Source organism: Streptomyces sp. NPDC002467 (assembly GCF_042889825.1).
Classification (GTDB): Bacteria; Actinomycetota; Actinomycetes; order Streptomycetales; family Streptomycetaceae; genus Streptomyces.
In genome coordinates this window covers 34,787-57,911 of sequence record NZ_JBIARJ010000005.1, presented here as the reverse complement: position 1 = coordinate 57,911, position 23,125 = coordinate 34,787, and the positions used below count along the sequence as shown (strand labels likewise).

Annotated in this window: 45 protein-coding genes; 3 read left to right on the top strand and 42 right to left on the bottom strand. The window is 69.3% G+C overall.

The annotated features are described in order from the left end of the window. Positions 1 to 307 precede the first annotated feature (307 nt). Genes ACFYYJ_RS12720 through ACFYYJ_RS12685 form a run of 8 tightly spaced genes read right to left on the bottom strand, consistent with a single transcriptional unit; the run spans position 308 to position 6,298 of the window. Entirely contained in the window at positions 308 to 496 is a 189-nt protein-coding gene (locus ACFYYJ_RS12720; protein WP_389131598.1) for a hypothetical protein, read from the bottom strand. Positions 497 to 500: 4 nt separating this feature from the next. Continuing rightward, the gene (locus ACFYYJ_RS12715) at positions 501 to 794 is read right to left on the bottom strand and encodes an HNH endonuclease (protein WP_389131595.1); all 294 of its coding nucleotides are present in this window, start codon (positions 792 to 794) and stop codon (positions 501 to 503) included. Between the two features lie 4 nt (positions 795 to 798). Next, the gene (locus ACFYYJ_RS12710; protein ID WP_389131593.1) at positions 799 to 951 is read right to left on the bottom strand and encodes a hypothetical protein; all 153 of its coding nucleotides are present in this window, start codon (positions 949 to 951) and stop codon (positions 799 to 801) included. 17 nt (positions 952 to 968) lie between these two features. Continuing rightward, positions 969 to 1,850 carry an NAD-dependent epimerase/dehydratase family protein gene (locus tag ACFYYJ_RS12705; RefSeq protein WP_389131590.1) on the bottom strand — a complete coding sequence of 294 codons (882 nt, stop codon included), beginning with the start codon at positions 1,848 to 1,850 and terminating at the stop codon, positions 969 to 971. After that, on the bottom strand, positions 1,850 to 2,443 hold the full coding sequence (locus ACFYYJ_RS12700; RefSeq protein WP_389131587.1) for a class I SAM-dependent methyltransferase: 594 nt from the start codon (positions 2,441 to 2,443) through the stop codon (positions 1,850 to 1,852). Before ACFYYJ_RS12700 ends, ACFYYJ_RS12705 begins: the two co-directional genes overlap by 1 nt. Beyond that, a complete protein-coding gene (locus tag ACFYYJ_RS12695; RefSeq protein WP_389131583.1) occupies positions 2,440 to 3,177 on the bottom strand; it encodes a glycosyltransferase family 2 protein in 738 nt (245 codons plus the stop codon). Before ACFYYJ_RS12695 ends, ACFYYJ_RS12700 begins: the two co-directional genes overlap by 4 nt. Before the next feature lie 52 nt (positions 3,178 to 3,229). Next, on the bottom strand, positions 3,230 to 6,034 hold the full coding sequence (locus tag ACFYYJ_RS12690) for a hypothetical protein (protein WP_389131580.1): 2,805 nt from the start codon (positions 6,032 to 6,034) through the stop codon (positions 3,230 to 3,232). 18 nt (positions 6,035 to 6,052) lie between these two features. After that, positions 6,053 to 6,298, bottom strand: coding sequence for a hypothetical protein (locus ACFYYJ_RS12685; protein WP_389131577.1), 246 nt, complete (start codon positions 6,296 to 6,298; stop codon positions 6,053 to 6,055). Between the two features lie 137 nt (positions 6,299 to 6,435). Between ACFYYJ_RS12685 and ACFYYJ_RS12680 the strand changes: the two genes are divergently transcribed. Both ACFYYJ_RS12680 and ACFYYJ_RS12675 read left to right on the top strand, forming a co-directional pair. Beyond that, positions 6,436 to 6,744 carry a DUF6221 family protein gene (locus tag ACFYYJ_RS12680; RefSeq protein ID WP_389131574.1) on the top strand — a complete coding sequence of 103 codons (309 nt, stop codon included), beginning with the start codon at positions 6,436 to 6,438 and terminating at the stop codon, positions 6,742 to 6,744. A gap of 50 nt (positions 6,745 to 6,794) precedes the next feature. Next, entirely contained in the window at positions 6,795 to 6,995 is a 201-nt protein-coding gene (locus ACFYYJ_RS12675) for a hypothetical protein (RefSeq protein WP_389131571.1), read from the top strand. 1 nt (position 6,996) lies between these two features. Here the strand turns inward: ACFYYJ_RS12675 and ACFYYJ_RS12670 are convergent, their stop codons facing one another. The 17 genes from ACFYYJ_RS12670 to ACFYYJ_RS12590 all read right to left on the bottom strand — a co-directional run bounded on the left by ACFYYJ_RS12670 (position 6,997) and on the right by ACFYYJ_RS12590 (position 14,593). Further along, positions 6,997 to 7,170, bottom strand: a complete 174-nt coding sequence (locus ACFYYJ_RS12670; protein WP_389131568.1) for a hypothetical protein — start codon at positions 7,168 to 7,170, stop codon at positions 6,997 to 6,999. A gap of 42 nt (positions 7,171 to 7,212) precedes the next feature. Further along, positions 7,213 to 7,401: a hypothetical protein gene (locus tag ACFYYJ_RS12665; RefSeq protein ID WP_389131566.1), complete on the bottom strand. Its 189-nt coding sequence runs from the start codon at positions 7,399 to 7,401 to the stop codon at positions 7,213 to 7,215. A gap of 40 nt (positions 7,402 to 7,441) precedes the next feature. After that, positions 7,442 to 7,915, bottom strand: a complete 474-nt coding sequence (locus ACFYYJ_RS12660; RefSeq protein WP_389131563.1) for a hypothetical protein — start codon at positions 7,913 to 7,915, stop codon at positions 7,442 to 7,444. After that, entirely contained in the window at positions 7,912 to 8,097 is a 186-nt protein-coding gene (locus tag ACFYYJ_RS12655; RefSeq protein ID WP_389131561.1) for a hypothetical protein, read from the bottom strand. Before ACFYYJ_RS12655 ends, ACFYYJ_RS12660 begins: the two co-directional genes overlap by 4 nt. Further along, positions 8,097 to 8,546 carry a hypothetical protein gene (locus tag ACFYYJ_RS12650; RefSeq protein ID WP_389131558.1) on the bottom strand — a complete coding sequence of 150 codons (450 nt, stop codon included), beginning with the start codon at positions 8,544 to 8,546 and terminating at the stop codon, positions 8,097 to 8,099. Before ACFYYJ_RS12650 ends, ACFYYJ_RS12655 begins: the two co-directional genes overlap by 1 nt. Positions 8,547 to 8,578: 32 nt before the next feature. After that, positions 8,579 to 8,761 (bottom strand): hypothetical protein, encoded by a 183-nt coding sequence (locus ACFYYJ_RS12645; RefSeq protein ID WP_389131555.1) that lies wholly within the window; start codon positions 8,759 to 8,761, stop codon positions 8,579 to 8,581. Positions 8,762 to 8,936: 175 nt separating this feature from the next. Further along, a complete protein-coding gene (locus ACFYYJ_RS12640; protein WP_389131552.1) occupies positions 8,937 to 10,904 on the bottom strand; it encodes a hypothetical protein in 1,968 nt (655 codons plus the stop codon). 97 nt (positions 10,905 to 11,001) lie between these two features. Beyond that, on the bottom strand, positions 11,002 to 12,093 hold the full coding sequence (locus ACFYYJ_RS12635) for a hypothetical protein (RefSeq protein ID WP_389131549.1): 1,092 nt from the start codon (positions 12,091 to 12,093) through the stop codon (positions 11,002 to 11,004). A 29-nt stretch (positions 12,094 to 12,122) separates the two neighbouring features. Then, positions 12,123 to 12,335 carry a hypothetical protein gene (locus ACFYYJ_RS12630; protein ID WP_389131546.1) on the bottom strand — a complete coding sequence of 71 codons (213 nt, stop codon included), beginning with the start codon at positions 12,333 to 12,335 and terminating at the stop codon, positions 12,123 to 12,125. Then, entirely contained in the window at positions 12,332 to 12,655 is a 324-nt protein-coding gene (locus ACFYYJ_RS12625; RefSeq protein ID WP_389131543.1) for a hypothetical protein, read from the bottom strand. Before ACFYYJ_RS12625 ends, ACFYYJ_RS12630 begins: the two co-directional genes overlap by 4 nt. A gap of 74 nt (positions 12,656 to 12,729) precedes the next feature. Next, the gene (locus ACFYYJ_RS12620; RefSeq protein WP_389131541.1) at positions 12,730 to 12,891 is read right to left on the bottom strand and encodes a hypothetical protein; all 162 of its coding nucleotides are present in this window, start codon (positions 12,889 to 12,891) and stop codon (positions 12,730 to 12,732) included. A gap of 75 nt (positions 12,892 to 12,966) precedes the next feature. Further along, entirely contained in the window at positions 12,967 to 13,176 is a 210-nt protein-coding gene (locus tag ACFYYJ_RS12615) for a hypothetical protein (RefSeq protein ID WP_389131538.1), read from the bottom strand. Between the two features lie 8 nt (positions 13,177 to 13,184). Next, the gene (locus ACFYYJ_RS12610; RefSeq protein ID WP_389131535.1) at positions 13,185 to 13,721 is read right to left on the bottom strand and encodes a DUF6919 domain-containing protein; all 537 of its coding nucleotides are present in this window, start codon (positions 13,719 to 13,721) and stop codon (positions 13,185 to 13,187) included. Continuing rightward, a complete protein-coding gene (locus ACFYYJ_RS12605; protein ID WP_389131532.1) occupies positions 13,721 to 13,951 on the bottom strand; it encodes a hypothetical protein in 231 nt (76 codons plus the stop codon). Before ACFYYJ_RS12605 ends, ACFYYJ_RS12610 begins: the two co-directional genes overlap by 1 nt. Positions 13,952 to 13,972: 21 nt before the next feature. Then, a complete protein-coding gene (locus tag ACFYYJ_RS12600) occupies positions 13,973 to 14,197 on the bottom strand; it encodes a hypothetical protein (protein WP_389131530.1) in 225 nt (74 codons plus the stop codon). Positions 14,198 to 14,237: 40 nt separating this feature from the next. After that, positions 14,238 to 14,396 (bottom strand): hypothetical protein, encoded by a 159-nt coding sequence (locus tag ACFYYJ_RS12595; protein ID WP_389131528.1) that lies wholly within the window; start codon positions 14,394 to 14,396, stop codon positions 14,238 to 14,240. Next, entirely contained in the window at positions 14,393 to 14,593 is a 201-nt protein-coding gene (locus ACFYYJ_RS12590; protein WP_389131525.1) for a hypothetical protein, read from the bottom strand. The genes ACFYYJ_RS12595 and ACFYYJ_RS12590 overlap by 4 nt, the downstream gene beginning before the upstream one ends. Positions 14,594 to 14,752: 159 nt before the next feature. Between ACFYYJ_RS12590 and ACFYYJ_RS12585 the strand changes: the two genes are divergently transcribed. After that, positions 14,753 to 15,520 carry a GntR family transcriptional regulator gene (locus tag ACFYYJ_RS12585; protein WP_389131522.1) on the top strand — a complete coding sequence of 256 codons (768 nt, stop codon included), beginning with the start codon at positions 14,753 to 14,755 and terminating at the stop codon, positions 15,518 to 15,520. A gap of 54 nt (positions 15,521 to 15,574) precedes the next feature. Here ACFYYJ_RS12585 and ACFYYJ_RS12580 read toward each other — a convergent pair whose 3' ends face one another. From ACFYYJ_RS12580 to ACFYYJ_RS12500, 17 genes are all read right to left on the bottom strand, one after another. After that, the gene (locus ACFYYJ_RS12580) at positions 15,575 to 15,853 is read right to left on the bottom strand and encodes a hypothetical protein (RefSeq protein ID WP_389131520.1); all 279 of its coding nucleotides are present in this window, start codon (positions 15,851 to 15,853) and stop codon (positions 15,575 to 15,577) included. 60 nt (positions 15,854 to 15,913) lie between these two features. Further along, positions 15,914 to 16,516, bottom strand: a complete 603-nt coding sequence (locus ACFYYJ_RS12575; RefSeq protein WP_389131518.1) for a hypothetical protein — start codon at positions 16,514 to 16,516, stop codon at positions 15,914 to 15,916. A 34-nt stretch (positions 16,517 to 16,550) separates the two neighbouring features. After that, positions 16,551 to 16,889, bottom strand: a complete 339-nt coding sequence (locus tag ACFYYJ_RS12570) for a hypothetical protein (protein WP_389131515.1) — start codon at positions 16,887 to 16,889, stop codon at positions 16,551 to 16,553. Continuing rightward, entirely contained in the window at positions 16,886 to 17,323 is a 438-nt protein-coding gene (locus ACFYYJ_RS12565; RefSeq protein ID WP_389131512.1) for a hypothetical protein, read from the bottom strand. Before ACFYYJ_RS12565 ends, ACFYYJ_RS12570 begins: the two co-directional genes overlap by 4 nt. Continuing rightward, entirely contained in the window at positions 17,320 to 17,484 is a 165-nt protein-coding gene (locus ACFYYJ_RS12560; RefSeq protein WP_389131509.1) for a hypothetical protein, read from the bottom strand. Before ACFYYJ_RS12560 ends, ACFYYJ_RS12565 begins: the two co-directional genes overlap by 4 nt. Further along, positions 17,481 to 17,837, bottom strand: a complete 357-nt coding sequence (locus ACFYYJ_RS12555) for an HIT family protein (protein WP_389131506.1) — start codon at positions 17,835 to 17,837, stop codon at positions 17,481 to 17,483. Before ACFYYJ_RS12555 ends, ACFYYJ_RS12560 begins: the two co-directional genes overlap by 4 nt. Positions 17,838 to 17,942: 105 nt before the next feature. After that, entirely contained in the window at positions 17,943 to 18,305 is a 363-nt protein-coding gene (locus tag ACFYYJ_RS12550) for a response regulator transcription factor (RefSeq protein WP_389131503.1), read from the bottom strand. Then, positions 18,302 to 18,481, bottom strand: a complete 180-nt coding sequence (locus ACFYYJ_RS12545) for a hypothetical protein (RefSeq protein ID WP_389131501.1) — start codon at positions 18,479 to 18,481, stop codon at positions 18,302 to 18,304. Before ACFYYJ_RS12545 ends, ACFYYJ_RS12550 begins: the two co-directional genes overlap by 4 nt. 66 nt (positions 18,482 to 18,547) lie before the next feature. Then, on the bottom strand, positions 18,548 to 18,721 hold the full coding sequence (locus ACFYYJ_RS12540; protein ID WP_389131499.1) for a hypothetical protein: 174 nt from the start codon (positions 18,719 to 18,721) through the stop codon (positions 18,548 to 18,550). Between the two features lie 43 nt (positions 18,722 to 18,764). Continuing rightward, positions 18,765 to 20,180 carry a hypothetical protein gene (locus tag ACFYYJ_RS12535; RefSeq protein WP_389131496.1) on the bottom strand — a complete coding sequence of 472 codons (1,416 nt, stop codon included), beginning with the start codon at positions 20,178 to 20,180 and terminating at the stop codon, positions 18,765 to 18,767. Beyond that, the gene (locus ACFYYJ_RS12530) at positions 20,177 to 20,374 is read right to left on the bottom strand and encodes a hypothetical protein (RefSeq protein ID WP_389131494.1); all 198 of its coding nucleotides are present in this window, start codon (positions 20,372 to 20,374) and stop codon (positions 20,177 to 20,179) included. The genes ACFYYJ_RS12535 and ACFYYJ_RS12530 overlap by 4 nt, the downstream gene beginning before the upstream one ends. Continuing rightward, on the bottom strand, positions 20,371 to 21,162 hold the full coding sequence (locus ACFYYJ_RS12525; protein ID WP_389131491.1) for a hypothetical protein: 792 nt from the start codon (positions 21,160 to 21,162) through the stop codon (positions 20,371 to 20,373). Before ACFYYJ_RS12525 ends, ACFYYJ_RS12530 begins: the two co-directional genes overlap by 4 nt. Next, positions 21,159 to 21,464, bottom strand: coding sequence for a hypothetical protein (locus tag ACFYYJ_RS12520; RefSeq protein ID WP_389131489.1), 306 nt, complete (start codon positions 21,462 to 21,464; stop codon positions 21,159 to 21,161). The genes ACFYYJ_RS12525 and ACFYYJ_RS12520 overlap by 4 nt, the downstream gene beginning before the upstream one ends. Then, complete coding sequence (locus tag ACFYYJ_RS12515; RefSeq protein ID WP_389131486.1) at positions 21,461 to 21,865, bottom strand: hypothetical protein; 405 nt, start codon at positions 21,863 to 21,865, stop codon at positions 21,461 to 21,463. The genes ACFYYJ_RS12520 and ACFYYJ_RS12515 overlap by 4 nt, the downstream gene beginning before the upstream one ends. Next, a complete protein-coding gene (locus ACFYYJ_RS12510; RefSeq protein WP_389131483.1) occupies positions 21,862 to 22,113 on the bottom strand; it encodes a hypothetical protein in 252 nt (83 codons plus the stop codon). Before ACFYYJ_RS12510 ends, ACFYYJ_RS12515 begins: the two co-directional genes overlap by 4 nt. Further along, positions 22,110 to 22,385: a hypothetical protein gene (locus ACFYYJ_RS12505; protein ID WP_389131480.1), complete on the bottom strand. Its 276-nt coding sequence runs from the start codon at positions 22,383 to 22,385 to the stop codon at positions 22,110 to 22,112. Before ACFYYJ_RS12505 ends, ACFYYJ_RS12510 begins: the two co-directional genes overlap by 4 nt. Further along, positions 22,382 to 23,125 carry an ATP-binding protein gene (locus ACFYYJ_RS12500; protein WP_389131477.1) on the bottom strand — a complete coding sequence of 248 codons (744 nt, stop codon included), beginning with the start codon at positions 23,123 to 23,125 and terminating at the stop codon, positions 22,382 to 22,384. Before ACFYYJ_RS12500 ends, ACFYYJ_RS12505 begins: the two co-directional genes overlap by 4 nt.

Sequence of the window (23,125 nt, the reverse complement as noted above, 5' to 3'; positions counted from 1 at the left end):
GATCACTAAGCCTCGCTGACGATCTACCTCGACAGAGATCATCCGCTTGCTGGTCTACTCCACTGGCCTCACCGGCTCCGCCTACCAGGGTTGGCCCTGCTGCCTGTCCCGACCCCCGTGTTCCGGATGTGGAGGAGCTGGCAGTAGCCCTTGGCCCTGGCCCCGAGGTACTGGTGGAGCTGCCGCGTGCACCTGGTCCAGTCTCCTGGCGTACCCCATCGGATCTTGGCTGCGCCCTGGCCTGTGCTCCAGTACCTGCGCAGCGTCTCGGCGTTACCTCGTGGGTTGGGCTTGCGTGCCACGTGGATCACTCCTCGGGCTCGTCGTCGATGCGTGTGATGGTCGCGCCTGCGTGTGCTGGCAGTACAAGACATGGCCCTTGCGGGTCGGCCAGTACAGCCCAGTCGCCTTGGATGGTGAGGGTGAGGTCGGGGTCCTCGACGAGGATGTCCTCGCCCTGCTGCCCCTTGGGGTGGGTGATCAGGTAGCGGGCCACGGTCTCACCTCAGGCCAGGGTGCTGTTCGGGCGGGCGGGTTCGACCGGGCCGGGGGTTCTCACGCTGGGCGGCGTTGCCCTCGGCACTGGACTTCTGGTCGTGGCATGGGCCGCACACGCCTTGCAGGCCAGCCTGGCTGTGGTCGTCGACCTTGGCCAGGATGTGGTCGCAGAACCTGGACGGCCTGACGTTGCAGATCTTGCAGATCGGATCCCGTGCCAGGATCTGAGCCCGGATCTTTGACCAGCCGGACGGCAGCCGGGCCTTGCGGTCCGAGCCCTTCCAGTTGCCGCTCATGCGGTCATTGCTGGCCCATGCCGGCCATGAGGATCGCCCTGGTCAGTTCGAAGGCGCGCTGTTCAGAGAAGCCCGCGCTTCGGTATGCCTCGTACAGTTCGTGGAGTTGAGCCGCAGCAGCGGCGAGCTGAGTGATCGGGTCTTCCGGTTCGGCCATGGCGCTGGCTCCTCGGTCTATTCGGCGAGTGCCCGCCGTATGCCCTCTTCGAGGGTGACGGTGGGCGTGTAGAAGTCGAGCATCCGGCTGGGGTCGCACACGCGATGATGAACGCCCTGCGGTGCGGTCGGCAGGTGCTTGAGGTCAGGTCGGTAGCCGTATTCGGCGGTGACCAGCTGGGCGAGCTCGTCGAACGAGGTTGCCTTGCCAGTACCCAGGTTGATCGGCCCGCGGACGTCTTGATCGACGGCTGCGAGGGTGGCGCCGACGAGGTCGTCGATGTGAATCCAGTCGCGGGTGCTGCTCCCGTCGCCCCATATTTCAAAGGGGTCCTGCTGCTCTTTGGCCCGCCGGATGAAGGCGGGGAAGGGGTAGCTGTCGTCCTGGTCGCTGCCGTAGCCAGAGAAGGGGCGGAGGACGGTCATGCGGGTGCCGGCCGCTTCGGCGTACTGGGACAGTTGCTCGCCAGTCAGCTTGGCGAGACCGTAGGTGGCGTCGGGCCGGCCGGGCCGCTCGTAGTCGATGTCGGCCTCGACGAGGCGCCGCATGGGGCCGGGCTGCTGCAGCGCGACCGGGTAGGCGGCAGAGCTGGAGAAGTACACCGCCCGCGGAGTCTTGCTGCGGGCGAGCCAGCGCATGTACCAGGCATCCAGAGCGAGGTTGGTGCCGACGCCGAGGGGTGAGCCGTCGATGCTGGCCCGTCCCCCGACAATGGCCGCGCAGTGGATGGCGAGGTCGAAGCGGACGTCGCTGGTGCGGAAGTGGTCGAGTGCGTCGCGCCGAATCACGGCCGGTGTGGCGGTCAGGTCGATCGCGGAGACCATCCAACCGCGGTCGTACATGGCCTGGTGCAGGTGACGGCCGACGAAGCCAGCCGCCCCCGTGAGGAGTACGCGCATCAGGCCGCCTTCACCGCACGGAACACGGGCCAGGGCAAGTCGGTATCGACTCGCTTGAGGCCGAGCCGGCGGCAGATGTCGTCCTGCCGGGTGCGGCTCCAGGTGGTGACGCTGATCCAGCCGCCGCCCTCGTGGGGGTCGTCGCTGGTCGGCCAGTCGAGGACGAGAAGCCCGTTGACGCGGACCGCGGCCCGGAGCCCGGCGACGATTCGCTCGGCGGACTCGTAGGTGTGGTGGATCAGTACGGCGAGGGAGACGACCGCGTCGGCCTTCTTGCCCAGCTGACGGGCCAGGTCGGTCCCGTCCGTGAGCACGGCCGGCATGTCTGGGGTGTTCTCGTGGAGCCGGTCGAGCATGGACTGGGAGCCGTCTGCGCCGGTGACGTCGTAGCCGAGGGCGGCCAGGGGTACGGCGACGCGGCCGTCTCCGCAGCCGAAGTCGACGACGCGGCTACCGGCGGGGAGGACCGTGGCGAGGAGCTCGGCCTGGACCTGTCCGGACTCGCGATAGGCGTCCTCGCTAATGCCGCGGGCCGGGTGGATCGCAGCAGGGTCGGCCATGTTCCAGGCCTCGATGACGGTGTCGATGCTCATGTGGTCTCCTCGATGCCCATGACGTGTCGCGCCGGATAGTCGGCGTACTGGACGAGGGCCTGGAGCTTGGCGAGGTCGGCTTCGAGTCCGCCGTTGTCGCGGTAGTCGTAGTAGGTGGTGGCGTCGGCGGTGGAGACCTCGCTGCTGTTGCACTCGATGTAGCCGGCGTCGATGTCGGCTTTCCCGTTGGCCGGGTGCATGTGCTCGAGGATCACGTCGCCGAGGTAGGTGATGCGGCCCATGCCGCGACCCCAGTCCATCCAGACGAGGTCGAGGCACAGGTGGATGAGGGCCGGTGGCGCCATGTAGCCGAGGGTGGTGACGATGTCGCTGGTCATCGCTACGGCGGTGGCCATGATCTCGCCCTGCAGCAGGTCGTTGCCGTAGACGATGCCAGGGCCGCCGGACATACAGATCCGGAAGCGCTCGTCCCAGCCGGGCGTCCGCGGCCGGTGGTCATCACCCATGAAGGCGAGGAACCGGTAGCGGGGGGCCTCTTCGACGGCGGCGGCGTTGAGAGTGCCGCACATCCGCAGGCGAGGCCCGATCCGCCAGCGGATGTGCGGGTCGTTGATGGTCTCCATGTGCTCGCGGTAGCCGGGCAGCATGGGGTCGTCGTCATCGACGGCGAACAGCAGGTCGGCGGTTGCGCCGGTCTGTCGCCAGCAGTCGAGGATGGCGGGGACGCTGTCGGGCCGGCCACGCGTGGGCACGATCATCAGGAGGTCGTCCACGGGCACCTCCTGTGATCTGTCGTGCGAGTAGCCGAGTGCCGACCGCGCGTGCTCAGACCGCGTACCAGCCCCAAGCCGTCCCGTTGTAGAGGGCCTGAACCCGCAGCGTCTGCCCGGTGGTGACGGTCGCCGTGGTGGCCCCGGTGCCGCTGGTCGTGTAGATGAGCTGGCTGCTCGTCGTGGCCACGGTTAGGTTCGACCCGCCGACGTTCTTGAAGACGTACTCGACGGGGTTGAAGTCGGCAGCCGGCAGGGTGCCGGTGAACGCGCCGCCCGCAGTGGTGTCGCAGACGAGGGTGCGGTCGATCGGGCTGCACGTGAACGCGCCGGTCTTCCGCTTGATCGCCCTGGGCACTTGGCCGTTGACGATCTCGATGCCCGTCGGGGCGGAGACGCTGACACCGCTCTCGGTGAAGAGGCCCGTAAGCCGGATCTGCCCCAGTGCGGAGTTCATGGCCGCAGTCGAGTTGCCCGAGACGTTGGGCGTGGACGACTCGGTGGAGACGTTGGCGTAGATCGCGGGGCCGACGCCTTCCGATCCGACGCCGACGACGTAGATCTCATTGATGCAGGCTTCGATGCTCGCCGAGATGACGTCCATGGCGTGGACGGAACCGACGCTGCCTGCGTAGGAGCCGACGGGGCACAAGCCCGCCCAGGAGTAGAGGGCCATGTAGCGCTCGACCACGGCGTGTTCGGTGAGGAAGAGCGCGTAGGTGTAGCCACCCCCGCAGCCGACGTTCCGCGCGACCACGTGGTCGTTGTTGCCGGGGGCTGGCAGGAGGAATCCGACCGACAGGCCGGTCCCGAAGGTGCCCGGTGAGGTGTAGTCGGTGCTGGGTGACGCGACGGTCCCAGCGGTGCCGTAGCCCACGTTCTCCACGTGGGCGTTGGCGCAGCCCCAGAGGTTCGCGGCTCCGTAGGTGAGGCCGTAGGCGCTGTGGGCCGTGAGAATGGCGAGGTTCTTGATCACGGCCTGCATGTTGCTGAAGGCCGCGGCAACGCCGTAGCCGGAGCCTTCGTTCGGCCCGGAGATGACGCCTGGGTTCCCATCGTTGTTGATCGACGTGATCTGGGCACTCGTCGAGGCGTACACGCCGAGGGAGATCAGGCAGGAGCCCGCGTACTGCGGGACGGCCTGCTCCCAGTGCCGAACCGCTGCCGCACCGTCGCCCTCGCCGCGGAACTCCAGGATCTTCTTGACCCCGGACGTCGAGACAGGTCCGAAGGTGATCTGCCCGTTGCCGCTCTTCGCCGCCGACAGCGGGCCCGCAACGATGTACGGCCGAGGGGGGAAGTACACCTGGGCGTATGTCTTGCCCGTGGCCAGGTAGGCCTCGGCAGCGTCCACGGCAGCCTGGATGGCTGCGGTGTCGTCGGTGCCCCAGATGACCACAGCGTTGGTGACGGTCGTTGCCGCTGGGGCGGCGAGCGTGACCTGGGTGGCGCTGATGCGAGCGCTGATCGTGGTCACCAGGGTCGTGACGCCTGTGATGGCGGCGCCCTTGACCGAGACGGCTTTGCCGACGTCGCTGGGCTGGAAGTTGGCGGTCGCGCTGGTCAGCGTCGTCGAGGCGGCTGTCATCGCCCCGTCGTTGACGACCTGGCCGTTGCCCAATGCCCCGTAGGCGGAGGCGGTCACGTCGAACACCCACGGATCGGCCGCGCCGCCGCCGACCCAGGTGCCGGGGGTGCCGCCTGCGGTGCACAGCCAGAATGCGCCCGCCGAGTCCTGCACGGTGTCGCCGGCAGCCCACGTGCCGCTGGTGGGCGCACCCGTGCTGGCACGGCGCCCACAGAAGCGGATGTTGGCCAGGGCGTTCTTCGCGCCGATCGCAGCGACGCCGGTGGTGGCGTCGATGTCGTGGACGGTGTCGAAGGGGGAGGTGCCGAACTGGGTGCGGCCGATCATGTGGGGGCCGGCGGCTTCCCAGCGCATCAGGTTGGACTGGGCGCCCGTGAAGTCGGCGTTCTGCCAGTGGGAGACGAAGACGTCGAGCCCGCCGATCTCGAAGTCGAGGCCGCCGCCGGTGACGCGCAGCCGGTAGGCGCCGGTGTCGTCTGCCCGCGTGACAGTCAAGTTGGCACCGTCGACGGTGAGGTCGCCGGTCATGGTGCCGCCGGCCTTCGCCAGCAGGGCGGCGAGGGAGGCGGCCAGGCCGGAAATCTGGGACTGGGACAGGCTCACCGGGTCCGAGCCGGCCGCAGCGTGCGAGGCAGCGTGCGCGGTAGGAGTGCGGGCGTCCGAGAGCCGCGCGTCGGTGGTGACGACCAGGGCCGCGGTATTGGCGATGCCGTGCACGGCCGTCGTGTCGGCCTCGTGTGAGGCCAGGGCCGCTGCTGCCGCGGCGCGGTCGCCGTGCGGGTCGGTTGCCGCAGCGTGAACTACCACGGCCGCAGCTGCGGTGCCCTCCGGGTCGGCGTCAACGTCGTCGGCGTCCAGGACTACGGCGCCGATCTTGCCGTTGACCGAGGAGACGGCACCGCTGCCGCCGCCGTTGCCGGGCCCGCCGTTGGGTGCCGGAATGGGGGTGAGGTCGGCGATGTCCACAGTCCCGGTGCCGGTGATGTTGGCGTAGAACTGGACGCGCTTTCCGCCTGTGGGCTGCAGGTCGACAAACCAGCGCCAGCCCGTCGGCTGGATCCCGGACGCATCGCAGGGCAGCAGGACAACAGAGAAGGTGCCGTCGCTGGCCAGGTCGACGCTGCCGCCGCCGGGGTAGACCGCGTTCCGCCCTGCGTCGATGAGGTACGCGGACGGCTTGAGGGCGATCTTGCCCCTGTAGGCGGTGCCGGCAACGGCGGACGGGATGGTGCCGACGAGCGTGACGGTGGGCGTGCCCGGAGGGAACGACATCGGGCACCTCCTCGTCGGTCAGGCTGCCTTGGGGTTCCTCTGAGGCATCGGCCGGTACGTCTTGGCACGCTCAGCGATCTCGGGAAGCGCGTACATCGTCTTGTGCTCGCGCCCGTTGCCCGCGTACTCGCCGGGCCGACCCTGGAACCGGCGGATCTTGCCGCGGCGTGCCCACTGGCGGATGACCGTCCCGGGGACCCCGGTTGCTTCCGTGGCTTCGTTCTCGAAGACGAGGTCGTCGGGGTACAGCTCGTGCAGTTCCATGCCACCCCCAGAAACGCGAAAAGCCCCCGGCGAGGCTGGGGGCTTGAGGATGCGGACACACGAGTATCTCGCTGAGGGCACTGTGACATATGCCGGATCTTGTCGTCAAGGAAGGCTTGTTCGAGCCACAATGAGCCATGGATGACTTGGTGCAGTTCCTCCGCGCCCGCCTCGATGAAGACCGGGAGCGAGCCCGGTTGATCGCGGGGGCGCTGGCCGGTAACGCCAGCTCGTTGGAAATCCGGCCGGAGCAGGCAGCGGCCCACGCGCAGGAGATGGTGACCGCAGCCGAGGCCATGATCCGACTGTTCGAGGAGACCATCTACTCGCACCTGCGGGTGGATGGCCGGGCTGGGCGCCGTGCGGATCTGCAGATGCGGTTGATGGCTTCCTCGTACACGGCCCACCCGGACTACCGCAATGACTGGGCGCCCGATCCGGTGTAACCCGCCCCAACCAGCAACACCGAGACCCCCGCGCGCGGCATGATGCCCGCATGGGGGTCTCTTTCGGTATCGCGGCCGATACGGCGCAGGAGTGCGCGGAGGGTCTGGCCTTGCTCGGGCTGCTCCAGCAGCACGGCGTCAAGGTGACCGTCACGCTCGAGCCGGCCCAGGTTGGCGGTTCCCGCTGGATCGCTCGGGCGGTACCCACGACGAAGGCCCCCGCGGTCGGCGAGGGCCTGGTCGAGCAGTAGGTCAGTTCAGTTCGTGGTCGCAGTCGGAGCACTCGCACTCGTCGTCGTGCGGGCAGTCGCATCCGCAGGCGTGGGCCCTCCAGCAGCTGCACTGGCACATGCCCTCGCCGCAGGGCCAGTCCTCGCCCATCTCTTCGGGTTCGGTGGTCGGGTCGGTGGTGGTCTGCTGGGTCATGCGCGTCTCCTTGGTTTGGGTTGAGTGTGGCAGTGGGGTCTGTCAGACGGGCCGGAGTTCGTGACCATGGCAGAGGACGGGCGCGATCCAGATGCTGATCTGGTCGACCGTCCAGCGGCCTTCGGTGAGCGGTCCGGGTGGGACCTCGTCGACTATCCGACCGACCCTCCCGACTGCCCGCGAGTCGTCCTCGCAGCTCACGATCAGCACTCTCTGCCCTGCCTGGAACATCGTCTTCTCCTTCGGTTGTGGGGGCTTGTCGGGCGGCAGGTCAGGCGAGTCGCGCGGCGGCCTGCAGCATCCGGATCGGCGCTGCGGGCCCGCTCTGCCGGGAGTTCCAGTGCGGGATGCTGACGACGGTCCGGTCCTCGGCCCGGATGGCTTGCAGGAGCAGCGTCCGCGCCTCCCCTTCCTGCCGGTCGTTGCCGGCTTCGAGGTGGATGGCGTGCAGCGGGCAGATGGCGCCAGTGCTGTCGACGGCGGCGTGTCGGCTCCAGCGTGCGGTGGTGAGTCGGCGGGCGGCCCGCTCGAGGAGTCGAGCGATTGGCTGGTCGTCGGCGACGAGGATCGGCGGGCCGATCTCGACGTCGGGGATAGGGGTGCTGGCGGTGTTCACGTCGAATGCGAGGCCAGCGCCACCGAGTCGCTCATCCATGGTCAGCCCGGCCAGGGCGAGCTTCTCGTCGAGGGTCAGCGGCCGTGCCGCCGCCCTGGTGGGGGCGGCGGCCGTGCGGGTGGCGGTCATCGCAGGCGGGCCTTTCCGTCGCCCTTGCACTCGGGGCACTTTGCGAACCCGCGCTCACCGCCGAAGGCCCAGTAGTTGCCGCCCTGACCGTTGCACTGCCAGCACAGGCCGCGGCGGATGCAGGCCTCACGGGCGAGCCGGGAGTTCTGCTTGATCCACTGCTCGTCGGTCATCTCAGCCATCACCACCACCCCTTGCGGGCGCCGGACTTCTTGTCGGCCTTGGTCCGTTCTTCGGCCTCGTCGGCGAGGTACTCCATCTGCTTGATGTCGTCGCGGTGGATGGCGCCTCGGTACTGCTCGCCGCGGCGGATCCCGTAGAGGCCTTCGTCGCGGCAGTCGGGTTCCGGGCTGGCGAGGTCGCGGAGTCCGTGGGGCTGGGTCTCGAAGGCCTGGCCGTAGGTCATCAGCAGGGACTTGCCTTCGCTGTTGAACAGTCCTCCGCCGGTCGCGGTGCGGAGGCTGCAGGTGTGGGCTTCGAACTGTCCGGCGATGCGGGTCTCGTGTTCGTTGACGACCCAGACCTTGCGGCCCTTCTTGAACCAGCGGTCGAAGTCGGCGATGTCGCCACGGCGTCGGGTGTCCCACGAGCGTCCGGAGCAGGTCCAGTTGCCATACTTGCTGTTGCTCATGACGGTTCTCCTTCGGTGGGTGGGGTGGTGGGCTAGCCGAGGGCGAGCTTGTAGGCGCGGACGAGTTCGGCGACTTCGGCGTGGGGCCAGCGTTTGATGAGGGCGGCTGCAGCGGCGTCGCCTTGGGCCTTGCGGCCAGCGAGGTAGTGCGGTTCGACGTTGGCCTGGTAGTCGGCGACGAGCTTGGCGAAGCGGATGGGGTCGAACGCGGTCACGGTTCTCCTTCGTGGTTGGTTTGTGCCGGTATGGGGGCCGGAAACGGTCAGGGTTTGCGGTGGTTTGTCCCTCGGAAGGGCGGCGGAAGGCCTACCGCCCGTTCCTGGGGTTTTCCGGGGTGTTTCCGCCCTCATTCCGGGGGGCGTTCCGGGCAAAACGGCACTGATTCCGGGGTCAGGACCCGCTCAGGAACTCCTGAGCACCCTCGATGTCGGCCCGCTTGTAGCCGTTGGCCCACCGGTCGCCGATTTTGACCTTGTCCGTACCACCGGCCCCCGCGCCGCGAAGGAGGGCACTGAGCTTCTCCGGGGTCATGCCGTCGCCGATCCTTTCCGCCATCTCGGCGAGAGTCGCCGCATCCCGTCCGAGCTGGTCCATCGCGGCCAGAGCCCCGCGGACAGCGTCGAGCTGGAGTCGCTGCTCGCCCGTTAGCTGAGCGACAGACCGACCGGGCACCCCGTCGTTCTTCGGGCCGCCGGCTGCCGACGACAGGCCTGTCGCCTTGAGCAGGTGCTGCTCGATCGGGTCTTCCCACTGACCGGTCAGACGGCCCGCCGCCTGTCGGAATCCGGCGGCACGCCCGAGGAGCATGGTGATCTCGCCGCGCTCGTCCTCGTCGAGGTCATAGGAGCGAGCCAGGTCAGTGATGCCTGCGAACGGGTTGACCAGCCACCCAAGGCCGGGCCGGGGAGGGTCGAACTTGCTGGCGTCCCGCCCCGCGCTGGCCTGGCCTGCTCCGAGGATCGCGTTGGACTGGGTTGCGTTCTCGACGAGCATGGCCCACTTGCCGCCGCAGTTCATGCTGAGCGCCTGCGGAACGACGTCTACCTCGGGGTACTGGGTGATGAGGACCCCGAGTTCCCCTGCGGCAGCCGCCACGGCGGAGTACTCGATGAGCGCCTCGAGGATCTCGTCTCGGAGCGGCTTGCCAGGCCGGGTGAACGTGGCGAGTTCATCGATGATGAGGAGCTCCATGCCTCCGAGCCTGGCGCGAAGGTCGGGGATCAGCTTGGACTTACCCAGCTTGCCGAGCTCGCGCTCCCGCCGGTTCTTGTCCGCGATGAGCGCCTGGATGAGGGCCAGGAGCCGCTCGGGGTTGGGCTTGAAGTAGGTCGCGGCCACGCCTGACTTGGCGTAGGCGTCCCACTCGCCGTTCTCCTTGCCGGCGACGATCCGGAAGTTGACCAGGGGGTCCATCGCTGTCCCAACGGACAGGTTCGATGCTCCGACGCCCTTACCTGAGCGGGTCCGGCCTGCAATGACGAAGTTCTGGTTGGTGATCGGCAGCCTGATGGTATTGCCGCGCTTGCCGTAGGCGACGGGCACTCCGTCCCGCCAGGAGTCGATGGGTGTGTGCTGCTCAAGCAGCGGCGAGGGGCGCGGCTTCTCGAAGGGGTCGGTGCTGGCGGTCCAGAGGGTGGCGCGTCCCGCGTTGCCCGGCACCTTGTCGACGTCGACCATGGTCAGGTCCCGCCCCAGGGCGGCAGCGAGGCCTTCGGTCTTCTTGCGGAGTTCGGTGACGGTGCCGGTGCCGCCGAGGTCGAAGGTGACCGTGCGGGTGCCATCGTCGCGGCTCAGGGCGCCGACGATGGTGACGTTGGGGTAGCCAAGCTGCGCGAGGATGCGGCGGAGCTCGGGTTCGTCGGCGCCGCTCTGCTGCGAGGCGCCGATGTCGCCGACGGCTGAGGCCTGGACAGGCAGCGTGACCGCAAGCTGCTGCGGCTCGCCCTTGATGCCGTTGCAGAGTCCGACGACGTAGACGCCAAGGGCGGCGGCCAAGTCGACCATCAGGCCGCCCGTGAGAGTACCGACGACGAGGCCGGTTCCGCCGGCTAGAGTCCAAGCGCCAGTCAGACCGAGGTGAGTGAGCCGGTGCTGGCGGTACTCGGCGCGCAGGTCCTTCTTCAGCTGCTTCAGTTCACCCTTCTTGTCGGCGGGGGCTTCGCGGAGTTCCTGCCGCACCGTCTCGATCATGTGCGGGAAGTCGTCGGTGTACCGGTCGACCCAGTGCCGGCCAAGGTTCCGGTAGCCGCGGCCGACCGTCGGCAGGTACAGGCGGTGCCCCGTCGCGTGGTTCACCGCAGCCCCCAGCCGGGACGGCTGCGCGGCCTTCTCTACGGCCGTGGACTTCTCGACGACCACACCCTCGAGAGGGGCCGGCGGCTCGGTCGGTACGGGCGGTACGACGGTCAGGTGCGGGTGCGCGGATGCGGTCGACACGGTCGGTCTCCTCTCGGGTTCAGTGGTGGTGGCCGTTGACCGTGGCGGTCACGGAGCGGCGGGCGGTCTCGGCTGCGACGGCGCCGACGACGGGGTGGAAGGGGACGCTGTCACCCTTCCTCCGGACGGGCGGGACAGGGCGCTTGCGAGGCGCCTTGGAGGCCCCTTCCGTGGAGGGGGGGATTTGGGTGACACGCTGGGGCTTTACAGGCTCGACGGGGGCTGTCTGCGGGGGCTGGTGGAGTACCTCGAGGAGACGTCCGCGGATGCTGACCGGGGAGCCGTTCGCCGTATCGAGTGCATCGGCGTAGGCCTTCCGGGAGGCGTGCCGCTTGGCATGGAGAGCGGGCATCAGACCGTGCTCCCGGGTGCCGTGCTGGATCTCCCAGGCGGTCGTGAACGCGTCCTCGAAAACGAGCTCCCCGAACGGTGCTGCGGACACGAGGCGCTCCGCCAACTGCACGACGCTCTTGTGGTGGCGGCGCCGGTTCTTCTCGTGCTTGGCGCGGGCCTTCGCCTGAGCGTCGGGCTTCGGCTTGGCCGCGTGTCGGCCGGCCATCACCATGTGGAACAAGGCGACGGGGACGACGGAGGAGGCGGCGAGGATGGCGCCAAGCCACCAGGCGGTCTCCATGCCGTGCGCGAAGTTGATGGATGCCGCGGCGGTGGTGAACGACCAGATCGCGGTCCGGTACGGCCAGATCGCTCGGCCAGCCTTCATTGCCTTGACCTCGCCAGCGGTGGCGGCCCACGCTCCGGCCTCGAGCATGAACGCCAGCAGGGCAGCCAGGCCTGTGAACACCCCGGCGCCCATGAGGGCGTCGAGCTGGAAGTAGAACGCCGGGACCATGCCGGCGACCATCACGGTGAGCGCGGCAGCCAGGTCGGTGTTCACGGCGACCCAGTCGACGCGCGCCTTCCATGCGGCCTTCCGCTCCCGCTTCTTGCGGCGCTTCTCGGCCTCGTGGTGGGCTCGCTCTTCGCGGGCCCGCCTGCTGCGGGCTTCCTCCGCCTTCAGTCGCCGGTCGAGGGCAGCCTCGTTGTCCATGCGGCGTTCAGCGGACTCGGCTGCCCTGTCCGCCCGCATCTCCTCGCGCCAGCTGCTGCTCACGGTCGTGATCCCTTCGTGTGGTGTGGGGGTTAGGCGGCGGTGTCGTAACGGGTGGGCCGCGGGATGCGGCGGGGGGTAAGGCGGTGGCCGTCGGCACCAGCGCTGAGCGCGATGGCCACTACGAGGGCGACCCCCATGACCACGCAGTTCCGGGTCGACCATTCGGCGCCGAGGACGGTCATCACTCCGATGAAGGCAAGGAGGCCGCGGGCGATACCCATCGCGGCGGTCAGGGAGTTCATGACCACCGCCAGGGCTCACCGAGGCGGGCGGCCAGCAGGGCGGAGTCGGCGATCTGCCGGGCCATGGCGGCCCAGTTCCGGTCCCAGATCTTGAGGGAGCCGGCGGCCTGGTGGAGGGCCTGGCCGATGCGCTGGGCCTGCTGGGGGTGGATGTCGAAGGGGTCGCCGGGTCGGCTGCCGAGGATCGGTTCGAGGGTGGGCCAGTCGGTGTTGCGGCTCTTCCGCAGCTTGTCGCCGAGCCGGCTGAGGCTGGTGGCCGAGTAGCCGTATCGGGTGCCGCCGTGCGAGATGGAGTAGCCCATGGCAAAGCTGCCCTTCATGCGGGGTGGATGGTGGGGTGGTGCTGGCCGGATCTCCAGGCCTCAGGTGCGGGACCTGAGGCGAGGGCTACAGGTCAGCGCGTCTCTCGGATCCCGAACGTGCGCTTGATGTGGTCGAACGTTGCGAGGCGCGGCTCCCCGCGCGTTTCGTAGTAGACCTTGTAGGACGGGTCTTCGTTGCGGGTCCACTTGCGGCCCGTGCCGTCGACGATCTCCTGCGGTTCCTTGTCACTCACGGTGTCCCTCCCTGGGCCGGGGCTGTCCCGGGCTCCCCTCACCGCCCGCACCTGTCGGGCGGATCGGGCAACCGGTCAGTCGCGAAGGAGGAGGTCGACGTGCTCGTGGTTCGGGTCGGCGCAGTCGACGCCGTCGTCGCACAGTTCGACGTACCGGCCGAGGAGGATGGAGGACACGGCGTTGGCTGCGGCCAACCCGGCCCGTCCGTGGCGGGCACCGGCCTTGGCCAGTACTCCCGAGGCATTGTTGAGACGGCCGGACACCTTCTTGCCAAGCTTGGACATGGGGACTCCTAGCGGATCGCGTTGGCGAGGGCGGGCCACAGTCGGTCGTCGCGGCCCCAGGCCATGTCGATCAGGTGCAGCGTGACGCCGTGCTGGCGGAGTTCCCGGAGTGCGTGCCGGCCGACGCCGTGCCACTCGCGGGCCTTCCAGTCGCGGCGGACCCGGTAGCCGAGGGTGGTGAACGGGTGTCCGTCCTCTTCGGTGAGCACCAGCTGCGGGGTACGGCTGCCACGGATGACGGTGAATCCCATCCGTTCCAGGCCGAGGAGGCGTCCGAGGAGGGGGCTTCGGTCGTGGACGATGCCCTCGACCCACGCCCGCTGCCGGGTGCCGCCGTGGTCGTAGCCGGGCTGCGAGCAGGTGGTGACGAACCCGGCCCGGTTCGCGGCGGCCAGGACGGGAACGAGGTGGCGGACGTCAGCCTCTTCCTCGTAGCCGAAGTCGGCACCGTAGCCGGGCCACGCCGGCCCACGGCCCTCGAGCCATAAGGCCATGTTCTGGCCGAGGTCGGCGATGCTGCGGGAGTCCCGCCACACGCTGCCCATCAGGCGGCCTGGCTGCTGCGGAGGGCGTCGAGCTGGGCGACGAGGGACGGGAAGCCCGGGTACGTGGCGTCGATGCCGGCGGCCTCGGCCCGGATCTCGACCATGCGGCCGGCGTTCCGGTCGAGCTTGGCCTGGAGGTAGTCGGCGATGACCGCGGCGTGCCGGGAGGTGATGGCGTCCTCGACGGTCGTCGAGCGGCGGCGGGCGTCGAGGCTGCTGACGTTGGACATGGCGGTGGTTCCTTCCGATGGTCAGGCGGGCTGGTGGGTGGTGGACTGGCGGGTCGCGGCGTAGCGCTCGAGGTCGAGCAGCAGCCGCGTGATGCCACTGGCGGTCATGGAGGCCTCAAGCGCCTCGTCGTCCAGGCGGGCGTTCTCGACCCCGCTGGCGAGCAGCTGGTCGACGCTGGCGTGCAGGGTGTTGATCTCGGCGGACAGGCGGGTGCCGATGGCCTGCCAGTCAGCGGTTTCGGGCATGGCTGTGCTCCTCGGTTGGTCGTGCCGGGAGAGGTGGGGTCTAGCGGTGGGTGTGGAGGGGGGCGCCGATGGCGGAGCCGAGCTGGTCACGCTGGGCGCCGGCGGACTCGGCGCGCTGGGCCTGGGCGGCCTGGTACTCGGCGAGGCACTGCTGCTGCGTGGTCTGAGGCTGCGACTGGGCCGGCTGCGGTGCGCTCACGACGCCACCGCCGGACGGGCGGCACGGACGTAGGAGGCGGCGCGGCGGGTGTCCTCGTCGAGGGCCTCGATCCGGCGGACGCGGGCCAGGGCCTCATCCATCGACGGATCCGAGTCAACGGCGACGAGACGCCGGACCGGGGTGGGCGCGCCCTGTTCGTACAGGGAAGCGCTGGTCAGGATAGTGTTGTGCAACATGCGGATCCTCCTGGGCACAGGTAGGGGTTCGCAAGGCCCTGACCAGGTGTGCAAGACCTGGTCAGGGCCGTTTGCGTTGGGCACATTCAGAGGCTATCCCATTCAGGGGTCGCTTGTATAGGATAGGCGGGAGACATCTTGGAGCGAGAGGAGAGGCCCATGGCGCCAGCCACCTACATGGACGTAGCAGACGCGATCCGACGCGACGTCGAGGCGGGTCGCTGGCCCATCGGCGATCCCATCCCCGGCATCGACAGACTCAAAGACGAGTACGGCGTGTCACGCCAGACCGCCAACAAGGCCATCCAGCACCTGGTCGCCGCAGGCCTGCTCTACTCGGAAGGCCGGCGCGGCACCTTCATTCGTCCGCGCCTCGGGCCACCTGCCGTAGTCCGAGATCGCATCGCGTACCGAGACGAGATCGGCTACTTCTTCGACCGCAACGCCCAGGACTGGCGCGGTATCGGCGCTGGCTCCCAGGCGGTGGGAGTGCCTCCCGACGAGATCGCCGACGCCCTCGGTGTGCCGCGCGGTGAACACGTCATGATCCGCGACCGTGCAGTCGGACCGCCGGACGCCGACTTCCCGCACCAGCTGGCTACCTCGTACCTGCCGATGTCCCTTGTGGGCGAGTTGCCGATCCTCGGCGCTGCTGGCACCGGACCGGGCGGCATCTACGACCGGATCGAGGAGTACTTCGGTGCGCCGATCGAGTGGCGCGAGTCGATAAGGGCAAGGCCCGCAAACGACGAGGAGCAGCTACGGCTGAAGATCAGCTCCAGTATCTGGGTGCTCGTCGTAACCCGGGAGTCCAGAGTCGGAGATCGCGTGGTCGAGGTGAACCACACACGGATGGCCGCGGACATGTTCGCCGTGTCCTACCACGTCGAGCGCGACGAGTCGGCAGCCTGGCCGCGTCCGGCCTGACCCCAGACGCACGACAGCCCCCGGCCTCGGGTTGAGGCCGGGGGCGCTGTCATGTCACGGGCTGGGCGTGGACTGGAGCATTTTGTTCCGGTCGAAGTTCCCATCCTTGTCAGTCCACCCGAGGTCGTCCATCGACTTGCTCATGATGAGGAGCGTGTAGTCCTCCTCCTTGAGCGGCTCGCACGGCTTGGGCTTCGTTTTGTCGTCCAGGTGGCGGGCCTTGAGGGCCTTGACACACTGCTGGACGGACTCGTCGTAGGTGGGTTGGCTGCTGCAGCTGGCAAGGAGGAGCGCGGCGCCAGCGATGGCCACGGTCAGGGCGTTGCGGTTCATGGGTCGGCAGCTTGGCCCGACAGGGTGTTGCTGTGCGACGGGTGTTGCCGGGTTGTGACCTCAGGCCGCGGACCGCTCCGCCATGGGCAGCCGCAGCACTTCCGCGTGCCCGTACTGCTGCTCGCAGCCGGGGCACCGCGCCCCCGGGGTGTCGAGGGTGACCTTGAGGACGGTGCCGCAGCCGCACTGGACGGGGATCCGCCTGGCCGGCTTCTCGCCACCGATGATGGCGTCGCATTCGGCCTTCAGTCGGCGTATGTCCTGGGCGAGTTCGAACACGGCAGGGTGTGCGTCGCAGAACCACGGCACCTGAGCCCGGAGGAAGGCGACGGCTCCATCGACGGTCTGCTGTACGTCGCCGCGGAACGGGGCCTGCTCCCATCCGAGAGTCTCGCGAGCGTCGCGTTCCCAGGTGGTGACGACGCCCTCGATGCCGCCGCGGGCCCGGAGGTCCAGCACTCGTTCGTTGACCGGCAACGGGGCGGTACGACTACCGGACCGACCACTCTCCCCGCGGCGGCCGGGGGCGAGGTGCTGCTCTAGCGCGCGGTACAGGGACGGCAGTGCGGCCAGGCCTTCGTCAAGGCGTGCCTCGCAGCCAGCGTGGACGCGGACGGTGGACGGCTTCCGGCAGATCTCGCAGGCGCTGATAACGTCGTTCACGGCTGGCTCCTTGTGCGGGTGACGCGGGCGGGTCTCAGGCGGTGGGTTCGAGGGCGCTGATCGTCGGGCAGGGTGCGGGCCGGTCTGCGGGCTCTCCGAGGTAGGCGGAGCACTCGGCGCAGACGACACGGCCCGCGCGTTCGACGGGCCGGTGCAGCTTGCGGATCCGGTCGCGGGTGTCGTCGAGGAGGGTCTGGATGCGGACCGCTCGCCGCTGGTCGGCGTCGAGTTCGCCGGCTACCGCGTCGAGGACGGCGTCGGCAACAGCCCGGCGGGCGGAGAGCGGGAGCCAGTAGCCAGCCTGGTTGATGGCGGGGCCGACGGCGTTGAAGGCGAGCGCTCGGCGGCGGGCTTCGGGCTGGTCGGGGGTCACGGCTGGCTCCCGAGGATTGCCCGGGCCACGGCGAGGGCGGCGCCCATGACGTCACAGGCGTAGTCGTCGCAGGCGGGCCGGTCGTGGTCGTGGGCCATCTCCGGGTAGGCGGCGGCGAGGCGGGTCGCAGCGGCAAGGAGTTCGGCGAGCGCGGCCCCGACGCCGGGGTGGACGGTGATCGCGTACTCGGCGTCCTCGAACGACATGACGTCGACGTTGCAGTCGGCAGCCTCGCGATTGCGTTGGGCGAGTTCGGTTTCGTCGCAGGTCTTGGTGTGGGTGAAGACCCAGCCGCTGGCCTCCCAGCAGGACAAGCAACGGCAGCCGTCTTCCATGTGGGTGTGGGCCATGGAGTCCCAGGGGCCGGGGCTGGCGTCCTTGACGCGGGACTTGAGCTTCTCGGCTGCGGCGTGGAGTTCGTCGATGGGGGTCACAGGTACTCCTTGGCGGGCTTGATCGTGTGGATGTTGCGGTAGGCGTCCGGTTCGTCGTCGTGCACGTTGGCGTAGGGGTTGCCGCGGCGGTCGGGTGGCGGGTCGGCGGTGTCGGGCTCGGCGTCCCAGCCGTCCCGCCACAGCTCGAGGTCGGCAGTCACGGCTGGGCTCGGCGGGTGCGCCCGCTGTACCAGGGCAGGGCGAGTCCGTCGTTCTCGGCGCGGGGCACGAGGTGCAGGTGGAGGTGGAACACGGACTGCGTCGCGGGCCGGCCCTTGCTGGTGATCAGGTTCATGGGGCCGCTATCTCGTGCAAGTTCGGCGGCGTAGTGCATGGTGACGGCCGAGGTGTAGGCGCTGGTGGTGAAGTCATCGACGTGCCGTTTGGGGATGACCAGCAGGTGGCCCTCGACGACGGGGTTGAGGGGGACGATGGCGATCGCCTGGGGCCAGTCGCGGATGATCGTGGCGGGCGCACGGCCGGCGACGATCTCGCAGAAGGGGCAGTCGGTCATCTGGGTCTCCGTGATGTCAGGTTGGGGGGAAAGGCTCTGTGCGCCTCTGTGAGGCTGCATGGCGGGCTCCGGCGCCGCGAGGGGCACCGGACCCCTGAGAGCTCCTCAGGCGGCGTTCTGTGGCGCCTGGCGGGCCTTGTAGCGGCTGCGGTGCTCCCGCTCCCCGGCCCGACACGCCTCGCAGGGGTCCTCGCCCCGGCGGCGATGCGCCTCGTACCCGGCGTGGTCGCCGTGCCGCCGGCGCTGGCCATCGAGCAACCCGGCCTGGCAGGCGAGGAAGACGGCGTGCGGGGCATTGTTGGCGCCGAGCTTGGTCAGGACACGCTGCATGTGCGCCTTCGCCGTGTTCTCCGAGACCGCCGGCTGGACTCGCCGCGCAGCCTCGCCGTAGCTGAATCCCTGGCTCGTCAGCTGCAGGATCTCGAGCTCTCGCGGGCCGAGTGGCTGGCCGTACCGCGGGACGCTCACGACTCGCCGCCTTCAGGCTTGCCCCAGTGGGCGCAGCCGTCCTTGTGCTTGCCGTCGTGGCCGAGCTCCCGCTCGCAGCGGTTGCAGACCCTGCCGTCGGACATCCGGATGACGGCCGGGCAGATCGTTGCGGCATCCCGGAGGTGGCGGCGCGGGAGGTTGGGTTGAGCGGCCATCGGGGTCTCCGTTCGTGAGAGGGTCGGGGTGGCCCGCCCCCGCTGCCTGGGGGCGGGCCGTTTGCGTCACGGGGTGGGGTCGGTGGGGGCCATGACCCAGGTCGGCAGGTCGTCGTCGCCGATCTGACCGATGCAGGCGAGGGTGATGCCGTGGGCCTGGAGCCAGAGTTCGAGCCGGGGCCAGACGGCGGGGTGGACTAGCAGTTGCCGCACTTCGCCGGCTTCAGGCAGGTCGGTCATGGGGTTCCTCCGGTGTTGTCGGGCGGGTGTCGTCTCGGGCAGGTCAGGCGGCGTCGTCGACCGGCCGGCCGGAGCGGCAGGCCCACGGGGAGCAGCCGTCGGGGTCGCCGTCTTCGGCGCGCTGGAGTTGGGCGGCGTACACCTGGTCGGTGACGGTGGTGGGCTTCCATTCGCGGGGCTGTCGAACATCGATGGGTGCTTCGTCGAGGGGGAGGCAGCTGGCGTGGAGGTAGCGCTGCTGGGTCATGCCGGCCCCGTGGCGGTATGCCTTGTCGAAGGCGACGACCTCGGCCCAGGCCTGCGGGTCGGTGTCGCGGAGCCGGCGCCATTCCGCGTTCGACTTGAACGGGCAGCCAAGGCACGAGGACTTGGTGACGTTGCCCCAGCCGCGGGCTTCGAGGTACTCGATGCACTGGGCGCGGGACATGTCGAGTTCGAGGAGCGGGTAGCGGCTGCGGCTGTACTTGGTGTCGCCGCGGTTAGAGACTCGGCCGATCTCGTCGGTGGAGAAGCCGATCCACTGCTCTGCCCAGGCGCCGGCGGGGGGAGGTCCGACGCGGCTTATGGTGCCGAGTCCTTCGCAGACCGAGCAGTCGCCGATGACGGTTTCGCCGCGCTTGGCCCGCCAGGGGGCAACGCGCTTGCCTTCTCCGTTGCAGTACCGGCACAGGATTTCGTTGCCGATGGGGGCGCCGAGGAGGAGGCGGACCTGCTCGAGGATGGGCCGAAGCTTGTACTGCTGGGTGCACTTGCGGTTGAGCATGCCGTAGTCACGCTTGGTCTCGGTGTGGGAGGCGGTGGCGACAAGCCCCGTGGAGTTGCACGGATCGTGCGGCCCCGGCACTTGGCGCAGGCCTGCTCGGCGCAATGCGGCTGCCACCTTCGACGCGGCTACGTACTCGTCCTCGAGATCTCCCTCTTCGATCTCGATGTCCGAGGGCGGTGCCCACTGGGCTGCCCTGGCATCCACCTCGCTGAGCGTGGCCCCCAGGGGGATGAGGTGGATGAGGTCGAACAGTCCGTCCATGTCGCTGAGGTCGGCCGTCTCGACGGCGAACAGGCTCATTTCGCCTGCGCCCTCAGCGCTGTCGGCCTTGACCTGCCGCAGTTTTCGCCATCCGCACGACTTGACCGGGCACAGTCCCCACCGGTCGACGACCTTGACCTCATACGGCTGGCTGGCCGTGTACGCGGGGATGGCCCGCATCTTGTCGGGGTTGAGGATGTCGTCCTGGATGACGCCGTTGCTGACGCGGTAGAGCGGGATGCCGAGGGGCTGGAAGATCTCACGTTCGACGCGGTCGAGGGTGGCGTAGACGCCGGCCGGTTCCCACCCGGTGTCACTGAAGATCGCGGCGTGAGGCTTCTCGAGCTTGCCTTCGGCGATGAGGAGGGCTTCGGTGATGGACTGGACTCCGGCGCCGAAGCTCATCGCCTTGATCGTCGGCTGGTCGCTCATCGGCTTGCCTTTCGTGCGGGTCGTGTGGGGATGGGTCCGTGCCATTCGGTGCCGTCGAGTGCCTGCTCGAGGACGGTCCGGTGGCGGGCGGCGGCTGGGTCGTGGCGGGCCCTGTAGCGGGCCGTGGACGGTCGGGGGCCGCCGAAGGTGCCGTCGGGCCACTCCTCGGCGAGGACCCGCTCGAGGGCGCTCATGCGGCCAACTCCTCGGTGAAGCAGCCGCAGCCGCCTTCATCGAAGATGTCGAGCTGGTCGGGCTGCCGCTCTATGCGGGTTCGGAGCGCGGCCAGCGTGAGCGGCTTCGTGGTGCCGTCGGTGCGGTCGCGGAGGATGCTGACGTCCTTGCCAAGCAGGGCCCGCATCTTCACCTCGGCGGCCTCGGCGCGGGCGTACCGCTCCGGGAAGACCTCAAGGAGGCGCGCCCACTGGGCTTGGCCGCCCTTGACGCAGGCTCCCCCGCAGTTGTTGTGCGACCAGCCGAGCCGGTACAGGCGCGGCATCGGCAGGCCGGCGGCGCGGGCCTCGTTCAGCAGCTCGGTTTTGTCCCGGTAGGGCGGTGCCGTGAGCGGCGCCTGGACTGTCCAGGGCGCCCAGCCCTTCACGATGCCCGGGAGGCGGTGGGTCTCGGTCCAGTCGATGCCGACGTACAGCACCGTGTCCGCCGGGTGGGTGTTGGCGGCAAGCCAGTCGCGGCATGGAACTTGCTTCAGGGCGTGGGAGCACTGGGCGATGCGGGTGTTGCCGAGCCACCGCTTGTCTTCGAAGACCTGCCAGGGGTCGCGGCCGTCAGCAACGCGGGTGATCGGTACTCCGAGCTGTGCACTGGCCGCGTCGTTGAACGTGTAGAGGTCTTCGTCTTCGATGAGGGTGTCGGCGAAGAGCAGGGTTGTGCTGGCCGTGCCGTGTTCGGCGATGACGTGGCGGGCGGTGGCCCAGCTGGTGATGCCGCCGGACCACATGACGACGTGCTGGGTGTTGGTCATGCGGCCGTTCCCTTCGCTTCGGTGTACCGCTGGGCGTGGACGTTGGATTCGGTGCCGTCCTGGTTCCGGCAGGGGTAGGTCGGGAGGACTTGGCAGGTGCTGCAGACGGCTGTCTGGATGGCGTGGGCGTCGATCCGTGCGGGGCAGGGCTGGGGCTTGGTGATGCGGCCGGAGATGGTTGTGCAGCGGGCTCCTTCGGCCGCCCCGCAGTGGGGGCAGCGGACCGTGCGGGCGGGGTGCGGGGCGGGACGGCCGGCACGCAGGGCGGCGGGCATCGGGGCAGAACGGGGACGGTCGATCACTGGTCCTCCTGCGAGGCGAGGCCGAGGATGCGGGCCGTGGTGCAGGGCCAGGCGACGGAGCGATCCGGGCTGGGCAGCGGGTCCGGTGCGTCGGGGGCCTCCGGGACGGGTCCGGTTGCGCACCGGGTGCAGATCCGGCGCCCACCCCATGAGGTCTGCTGGTGACCGAAGTCGTCCTCGCTGTGGCCGAGGTCGTCCCGGAGGCAGCGGCGGCAGGGACGCTTGCCAGCAGCAAGGGCTTCGGACCGGGTGGTTTCGGTGATCTGCCAGCCTCGGCCGTGGGTGCAGTAGCCCCAGCAGTCGCAGTCGTAGTCGTGGATGTTCTGGCCCATTTCGAAGGCCGGGCAGTTGCTGGTGCGGTGATAGCGGTGGCCTCCCGCTGAGGCGTACACGGTTGTCACTGGTCTGCCTCCGGGGCTCCGCTGGCGAGGGCCAGGGTGGGGTGCAGGACCTGCAGGGCGGCGATGAGTGCCATCGGGTCGGGTGCGCCGAGTTCCGCAGCGTCGTTGCCGGCGTCGTCGAGCCAGTTGGCGAAGGCGTGGACGACGCTCACCGGCATGGGCACGGTGTCGGTGCTGGCTGCGATGGCGGCGTCTCGGAGGGTGTCGGCGGCGGCTCGGAAGTCGGCGACGGGGGTGGGGATGGTCACGGGTTCACCTCTAGGCATTCGGTGTCGGGTGGACGCCAGCCGGCGTCCAGGAGGCGGGCGACGATGCGACGGGCGGTCTCTTCGGGGGTGCCGTCTCCGAAGCCGGGGAAGGCCTCCGGGTTCGCGGCTCGCCCTTTCTGGACGGCGAGGGCGGCGTGGACGTGTGCGGTGATCCACTGCTCGGCGATGGCGATGCCGTTCTGGCCGTGCTCGTAGCTGATGCGGGCCAGGTCGCATTCGACGGCGGCCATGCGGGGGTCGTCGGCTTTCACGCGGCACCTCGCCGGCGTCGGCTCGGGCCTTCCATCGGGACGATGTGGGTGATCTCGCGGAGCCTGTCCGCGATCCGCTCGCCGAGCTTGTCGGTGAGGTCGGGGCCTTGCTTGACGCCGTTCCTGTCGATGACGGAAAGGGCGGGCAGGTTGCTGGTGATCAGCGTTGGCAGGGACTCGTTGTAGCGCTCGTTCAGGAGCCGGTACGTCGCCTCTTCGGTGAACTCGCTGATCTTTTCGGTGCCGAGGTCGTCGATGAGGAGCAGCGGGATCTTCTTCAGCCGCTTCACCTCGTACTCGGTGCCGCGTTCACTGCCGCCGGGCCGCATGAGGGCATACATGTCTGGGGCGGTGATCGCGATGACCTCGTAGCGCTCGGGCCCTGCCTCCGCGATTCGGCGGAGGGCCCCGTAGGACTGGTGGGTCTTGCCGGTGCCGAACGATCCGGTCAGCAGGACGAAGCCAGCGGAGCGGGGATCGACCGCGACCCGGTCAGCCCAGGCCATGAGGTCGGGGTGGGTGCAGCTGGCGTTCTGGTAGCGGTACGGGGTGGCCGACTCCCAGCGGGCCAGCGCCCAGTTGGCACGGCGCTTGCGGTGGTACTCAGGGTGGCCGGGCTCATCCTCGGCGGGGGTGTCATCGATCGGGCCGGGCTCGATGTGGTCGAGGCCGCGGGCTGCGAGTGCGCGTTGGAGGCGGGCGGTGAGGTTGCCGCTGAACACGGGACTGGGTTCGGGCAT

Bases quoted from the DNA above. Each gene is read 5' to 3' on its own strand.
- ACFYYJ_RS12715 (WP_389131595.1), bottom strand. From the start codon at position 794: ATGAGCGGCAACTGGAAGGGCTCGGACCGCAAGGCCCGGCTGCCGTCC.
- ACFYYJ_RS12710 (WP_389131593.1), bottom strand. From the start codon at position 951: ATGGCCGAACCGGAAGACCCGATCACTCAGCTCGCCGCTGCTGCGGCT.
- ACFYYJ_RS12705 (WP_389131590.1), bottom strand. From the start codon at position 1,850: ATGCGCGTACTCCTCACGGGGGCGGCTGGCTTCGTCGGCCGTCACCTG.
- ACFYYJ_RS12700 (WP_389131587.1), bottom strand. From the start codon at position 2,443: ATGAGCATCGACACCGTCATCGAGGCCTGGAACATGGCCGACCCTGCT.
- ACFYYJ_RS12690 (WP_389131580.1), bottom strand. From the start codon at position 6,034: ATGTCGTTCCCTCCGGGCACGCCCACCGTCACGCTCGTCGGCACCATC.
- ACFYYJ_RS12685 (WP_389131577.1), bottom strand. From the start codon at position 6,298: ATGGAACTGCACGAGCTGTACCCCGACGACCTCGTCTTCGAGAACGAA.
- ACFYYJ_RS12680 (WP_389131574.1), top strand. From the start codon at position 6,436: ATGGATGACTTGGTGCAGTTCCTCCGCGCCCGCCTCGATGAAGACCGG.
- ACFYYJ_RS12675 (WP_389131571.1), top strand. From the start codon at position 6,795: ATGGGGGTCTCTTTCGGTATCGCGGCCGATACGGCGCAGGAGTGCGCG.
- ACFYYJ_RS12670 (WP_389131568.1), bottom strand. From the start codon at position 7,170: ATGACCCAGCAGACCACCACCGACCCGACCACCGAACCCGAAGAGATG.
- ACFYYJ_RS12665 (WP_389131566.1), bottom strand. From the start codon at position 7,401: ATGTTCCAGGCAGGGCAGAGAGTGCTGATCGTGAGCTGCGAGGACGAC.
- ACFYYJ_RS12660 (WP_389131563.1), bottom strand. From the start codon at position 7,915: ATGACCGCCACCCGCACGGCCGCCGCCCCCACCAGGGCGGCGGCACGG.
- ACFYYJ_RS12655 (WP_389131561.1), bottom strand. From the start codon at position 8,097: ATGGCTGAGATGACCGACGAGCAGTGGATCAAGCAGAACTCCCGGCTC.
- ACFYYJ_RS12650 (WP_389131558.1), bottom strand. From the start codon at position 8,546: ATGAGCAACAGCAAGTATGGCAACTGGACCTGCTCCGGACGCTCGTGG.
- ACFYYJ_RS12630 (WP_389131546.1), bottom strand. From the start codon at position 12,335: ATGAACTCCCTGACCGCCGCGATGGGTATCGCCCGCGGCCTCCTTGCC.
- ACFYYJ_RS12625 (WP_389131543.1), bottom strand. From the start codon at position 12,655: ATGAAGGGCAGCTTTGCCATGGGCTACTCCATCTCGCACGGCGGCACC.
- ACFYYJ_RS12615 (WP_389131538.1), bottom strand. From the start codon at position 13,176: ATGTCCAAGCTTGGCAAGAAGGTGTCCGGCCGTCTCAACAATGCCTCG.
- ACFYYJ_RS12610 (WP_389131535.1), bottom strand. From the start codon at position 13,721: ATGGGCAGCGTGTGGCGGGACTCCCGCAGCATCGCCGACCTCGGCCAG.
- ACFYYJ_RS12605 (WP_389131532.1), bottom strand. From the start codon at position 13,951: ATGTCCAACGTCAGCAGCCTCGACGCCCGCCGCCGCTCGACGACCGTC.
- ACFYYJ_RS12600 (WP_389131530.1), bottom strand. From the start codon at position 14,197: ATGCCCGAAACCGCTGACTGGCAGGCCATCGGCACCCGCCTGTCCGCC.
- ACFYYJ_RS12590 (WP_389131525.1), bottom strand. From the start codon at position 14,593: ATGTTGCACAACACTATCCTGACCAGCGCTTCCCTGTACGAACAGGGC.
- ACFYYJ_RS12585 (WP_389131522.1), top strand. From the start codon at position 14,753: ATGGCGCCAGCCACCTACATGGACGTAGCAGACGCGATCCGACGCGAC.
- ACFYYJ_RS12580 (WP_389131520.1), bottom strand. From the start codon at position 15,853: ATGAACCGCAACGCCCTGACCGTGGCCATCGCTGGCGCCGCGCTCCTC.
- ACFYYJ_RS12555 (WP_389131506.1), bottom strand. From the start codon at position 17,837: ATGACCGACTGCCCCTTCTGCGAGATCGTCGCCGGCCGTGCGCCCGCC.
- ACFYYJ_RS12545 (WP_389131501.1), bottom strand. From the start codon at position 18,481: ATGGCCGCTCAACCCAACCTCCCGCGCCGCCACCTCCGGGATGCCGCA.
- ACFYYJ_RS12540 (WP_389131499.1), bottom strand. From the start codon at position 18,721: ATGACCGACCTGCCTGAAGCCGGCGAAGTGCGGCAACTGCTAGTCCAC.
- ACFYYJ_RS12535 (WP_389131496.1), bottom strand. From the start codon at position 20,180: ATGAGCGACCAGCCGACGATCAAGGCGATGAGCTTCGGCGCCGGAGTC.
- ACFYYJ_RS12530 (WP_389131494.1), bottom strand. From the start codon at position 20,374: ATGAGCGCCCTCGAGCGGGTCCTCGCCGAGGAGTGGCCCGACGGCACC.
- ACFYYJ_RS12525 (WP_389131491.1), bottom strand. From the start codon at position 21,162: ATGACCAACACCCAGCACGTCGTCATGTGGTCCGGCGGCATCACCAGC.
- ACFYYJ_RS12500 (WP_389131477.1), bottom strand. From the start codon at position 23,125: ATGCCCGAACCCAGTCCCGTGTTCAGCGGCAACCTCACCGCCCGCCTC.